The sequence below is a fragment of the Nitrosomonas sp. Nm33 genome (assembly GCF_900107265.1).
Lineage (GTDB): Bacteria > Pseudomonadota > Gammaproteobacteria > Burkholderiales > Nitrosomonadaceae > Nitrosomonas.
Genome location: NZ_FNPJ01000123.1, coordinates 1 through 4090, shown reverse-complemented (window position 1 = coordinate 4090; position 4090 = coordinate 1). Strand labels below are relative to the sequence as shown.

Here is a 4090-nt window from a genome sequence, read left to right as displayed (position 1 = left end):
GCCATCCTTCTCTCGAACGGATAATACCTTACGGCGAAATGATACTGGATAGGTCATTCACAAATTATAATCAATTTATATGTGATTGGCTATATCGAGTCTAAAGCAATAGAGGAATAATTATCTCGCTGCTGTAAATTTTACGACTGTAACCGCTGAAAATAAGCAAGCTACCGCTTATCGAGAGGAAAGATTGAGTTCTTTTATTTTCTTGTGCTGCATGAGGCGAAACTGATTTAAAAGTCGATATTCTAATAATTTTATCTATACCTAAAACCTTATTTCATTTCTAAATCAAACCTGACTTTGTCGGCTTCACCTTGCCGTATTATTCATACTGTCTGCGGCTCGCCTTTTCATCATGTTTGATTTGGAAATGAAATTAGGTGGTAGTGAAGCAATGTGGAAAAGATCTCTGGCATCCAATGACAGTCTTTTATGTTTTTCGCTTTATCTTTTTGTCATAAAGATGTTCTCCCTGCTGAGGGCATGAAAAATAAAAAACTCATTGAGATTGAAAATCAAAAACATGACTAATCGACAAAAACCACTTGTCATTATAACTGGGGCTTCCGGGAATATCGGAGGTACGCTCTGTGAAGCCTTGAGAAAAAGTTACCATGTGATTGGACTTGATATCAATCCGTGTGATAAAGCAGATACCAGTATTGATTGCAATCTAATATCTGAAGATTCCATCAAATCAGCATTTAACAAAATACATGCACAGTATGGGCAGAAAATCGCTGTCGTTATTCATTTAGCCGCATATTTCGATTTTACCGGTGAACCCAATCCACTTTATCAAAGTGTCACAGTTGAAGGTACTCAGCGTTTACTTAAGATACTGCAAAACTTTGAAGTTGATCGGTTTATCTTTTCTAGCACAATGCTGGTTCACGAGCCCACTGTACCAGGCCAAAAAATCAATGAAGATATGCTCCTTAAACCCCGTTGGGCTTACCCACAATCTAAGGCCAAAGCAGAAAAAATTATCAAACAACAACATGGCAAGATCCCTTACACCATTTTGCGGTTAGCTGGGGTATATGATAACGATAGCGCGGTACCGACGTTGTCTCACCAAATAGCCCGAATTTACGAGCGCGACTTTAGAAGCCATCTTTATGCGGGTGATCTGATGGCCGGTCAGGCCCTTATCCATAAAGAAGACATGGTGGATCTGTTCAAACGCGTAGCAGATTACCGCAAAAAACTACCGAAAGCCAATATCATACTCGCTGGCGAGGGAGAGGTGATGAGTTATCTCGAATTACAAAATCGGATTGGATATCTGATTTTTGGTAAGAAGGAATGGCAAACGATAGATATTCCGGAATTTGTCGCCAAGTCTGGTGCATGGCTGGAGGAACAGGCTGAGCCGATCATTCCTGATACCATTGATCAAGGGAAAAAACCTTTTATCAAGCCATTTATGATTGACCTGGCTTCTGATCATTACGATCTCGATATCAGTCGGGTGCGAGAATTACTGGATTGGCAACCGAAACATAGTATCTATGAGGGATTAAAAAATCTCATTGCTAGTCTGAAAAAAGATCCTGCCGCCTGGTACACAAGGAACGGTATTCTATTGCCAGACTGGGTACAAACGGCGAAAGAGAAGCACCGCAACGCTGATCAGATCAGGCACAAACATGAAATAGAATATCTTCGGCAACATAACGAAAATCTTTGGGCGTATTTCCTCAATATGGGTCTAGCTTTCTGGCTCATGACAGCTCCTTTTATCCTGGCATACGAATCGCAAGCTATGGTCTGGAACGATATTATTTCCGGTGTGGTGCTGCTCGTTTTATCGTTCATGTCTTTGTCGTGGCATTTTGGTCTGGCTCGCTGGCTTTGTGGCACAGTAGGATTCTGGTTATTGGGTGCGCCATTAATCTTTTGGACACCAACCGCAGCTGCCTATCTGAGCGACACGATTGTTGGTATGCTGGTTATGGGCTTTGCAGTTTTAACTCGACCAGTACCAGGTGTTTCAGCCGTTGCTGCTCAAACTGGACCGACGATACCGCCCGGTTGGTCATACTCACCCTCTAGCTGGTTTCAACGCTTGCCCATTATCATATTGGCGTTTATCGGTTTCTTTATATCCCGCTATTTGTGTGCTTATCAGCTTGGTCATATCGATGGTGTATGGGAGCCATTTTTTGCAGGCTCATTGTAAGATCCCCGCAATGGAACGGAAGAAATTATCACCTCATCCATTTCGAAAGCTTGGCCAGTACCCGATGCCGGATTGGGAGCAATGACTTATGCGTTAGAAATTCTGACTGGCATGATAGGCTCAGCAAGGCGTTGGCGTACTATGCCATGGCTGGTGATATTATTTGGTATCATGATTGTGCCATTGGGCATTGTTTCCATTTTCTTTATTATCATTCAGCCGATCTTGATCGGAACATGGTGCACGTTATGCTTGATTGCTGCAATGGCAATGCTAATACAAATTCCCTATTCTATTGATGAATTGATTGCAACGGGTCAATTTCTATATCGTAGAAAAAAACAGGGGCGCTCCCTCTTGCACGTTTTCTTTCAGGGAGATACAGATGAAGGAAAATGGGAATCAATTGAAGATAATTTTGTACAAAGACCATCAAAAATTTTCAAGGAAATACTGGAGGGCGGCGTGACTTTACCCTGGAATTTGGTACTGTGTTTACCTATTGGAATTTGGCTGATGTTTACGCGTATTACACTGGATGCAGGAACAAGCATGGCCAATGCAGATCATTTAATTGGCTCGCTTGTATTGACCGTGGCTATTACTGCTCTAGCTGAATCGGCTCGTGCCAGCCGATTTTTTCTCATACCACTTGGTACAGCTTTATTAGTCACTCCTTTCTTTTATGACACGAGTATTGGGTCACTAATTTCCAGCATGGTTTGCGGATTACTTTTAATCACATTCAGTTTGCCACGTGGTCCTGTATACAACCGCTACGGAACTTGGGATCGATTCATTGTTTGAATCACGCACCAGCATGTGTCGGTACGGAATCGCTTGCCCCCTGATAGAATTTTTGAGGTTTATTTAGCTTTTGCCAGGTTTTATGAAAACATCAGCGTTTTGGCACACTAAAAAGATAGTCGAAGACTTGAGGTTTCTGCGCGATACGTCAGTTTATATGATTGCAAAAAGAGCAGCGTACGAGAAACCAATCGTGCGCTACTCTGAGCGAGGGTATTTGGCGCCAAATTATGATAGACCTGTATGTTTTTTCTGTGGCTATGACGAAAAAAACATTATTAAAAAGAATGTCTATCGTTATCTGAATGAACTAATGCAAGCGGGATTTGACATCGTGTTCATCAGCTCAAACGAGATAGTCTCAGATGCAGATTTGGAGAAGCTCTCAAAATTTTGCATAAGAATAATTGTAAAAGAGAATAGAGGCTACGATTTTTATGGATGGAAAATAGGACTACAAGAGTATCCTCAATATCATTCACACAGCGCACTTCTTTTAGCAAATGATAGTGTTCTGGGGCCGCTTTTCAGCATTCACAAAATAATTGCGAGATTGGAAAATGATGATGCCGATATCGTTGGCATGACAGACTCTTTGCATTTTCTTCCACACCTGCAATCGTATTTTCTGTATTGTAAAAAATCTGTAATGGTCTCAGAAGAGTTCACCGATTTTTTTAGCCGAGTTGAAGTATTGGGATTTAAGATGGCAATAGTTAAAAAATATGAGATCGGCTTTTCTCGATTACTTGGTCGTCGCTTTAAACTCTCAGCTCTTTATAGCTTAGATAGTATCTTAAATCGAATCCATTGCACTGACAGACCAAAGAACTGGATAGATGCTACTGTCTATTTATGGAAGCCCCTTGTTACTGAGTTTAAATTTCCTTTTCTCAAAAAAAATCTCCTGATAAAAAAAGGAGTAAGCATTGAAGAAATATCAGAAGTACTTGCGAGGAGCGATTCAAATTATACAGTCGATATGCTCGCCGAGTACTGAAGTGGTCCCCAAAAACTGTACAGATTGTTAAGCTCTGACAAAATTAAAAAGGAGCTTAATGACGATGAGTAAGAAGCGCACTCAATATTCGA

Annotated in this window: 3 protein-coding genes; all 3 read left to right on the top strand. The window is 41.1% G+C overall.

Annotated features, from left to right (window positions below; all coding sequences use genetic code 11):
- Window positions 1–529 precede the first annotated feature (529 nt).
- The 3 genes from BLV54_RS14610 (at window position 530) to BLV54_RS14605 (ending at window position 3998) form a co-directional block, all read left to right on the top strand.
- Window positions 530–2191 carry an NAD-dependent epimerase/dehydratase family protein gene (locus BLV54_RS14610; protein ID WP_218132423.1) on the top strand — a complete coding sequence of 554 codons (1662 nt, stop codon included), beginning with the start codon at window positions 530–532 and terminating at the stop codon, window positions 2189–2191.
- A gap of 24 nt (window positions 2192–2215) precedes the next feature.
- The gene (locus tag BLV54_RS16540; RefSeq protein WP_218132424.1) at window positions 2216–2998 is read left to right on the top strand and encodes a vitamin K epoxide reductase family protein; all 783 of its coding nucleotides are present in this window, start codon (window positions 2216–2218) and stop codon (window positions 2996–2998) included.
- An 82-nt stretch (window positions 2999–3080) separates the two neighbouring features.
- On the top strand, window positions 3081–3998 hold the full coding sequence (locus BLV54_RS14605) for a rhamnan synthesis F family protein (RefSeq protein ID WP_256329542.1): 918 nt from the start codon (window positions 3081–3083) through the stop codon (window positions 3996–3998).
- Window positions 3999–4090 lie beyond the last annotated feature (92 nt).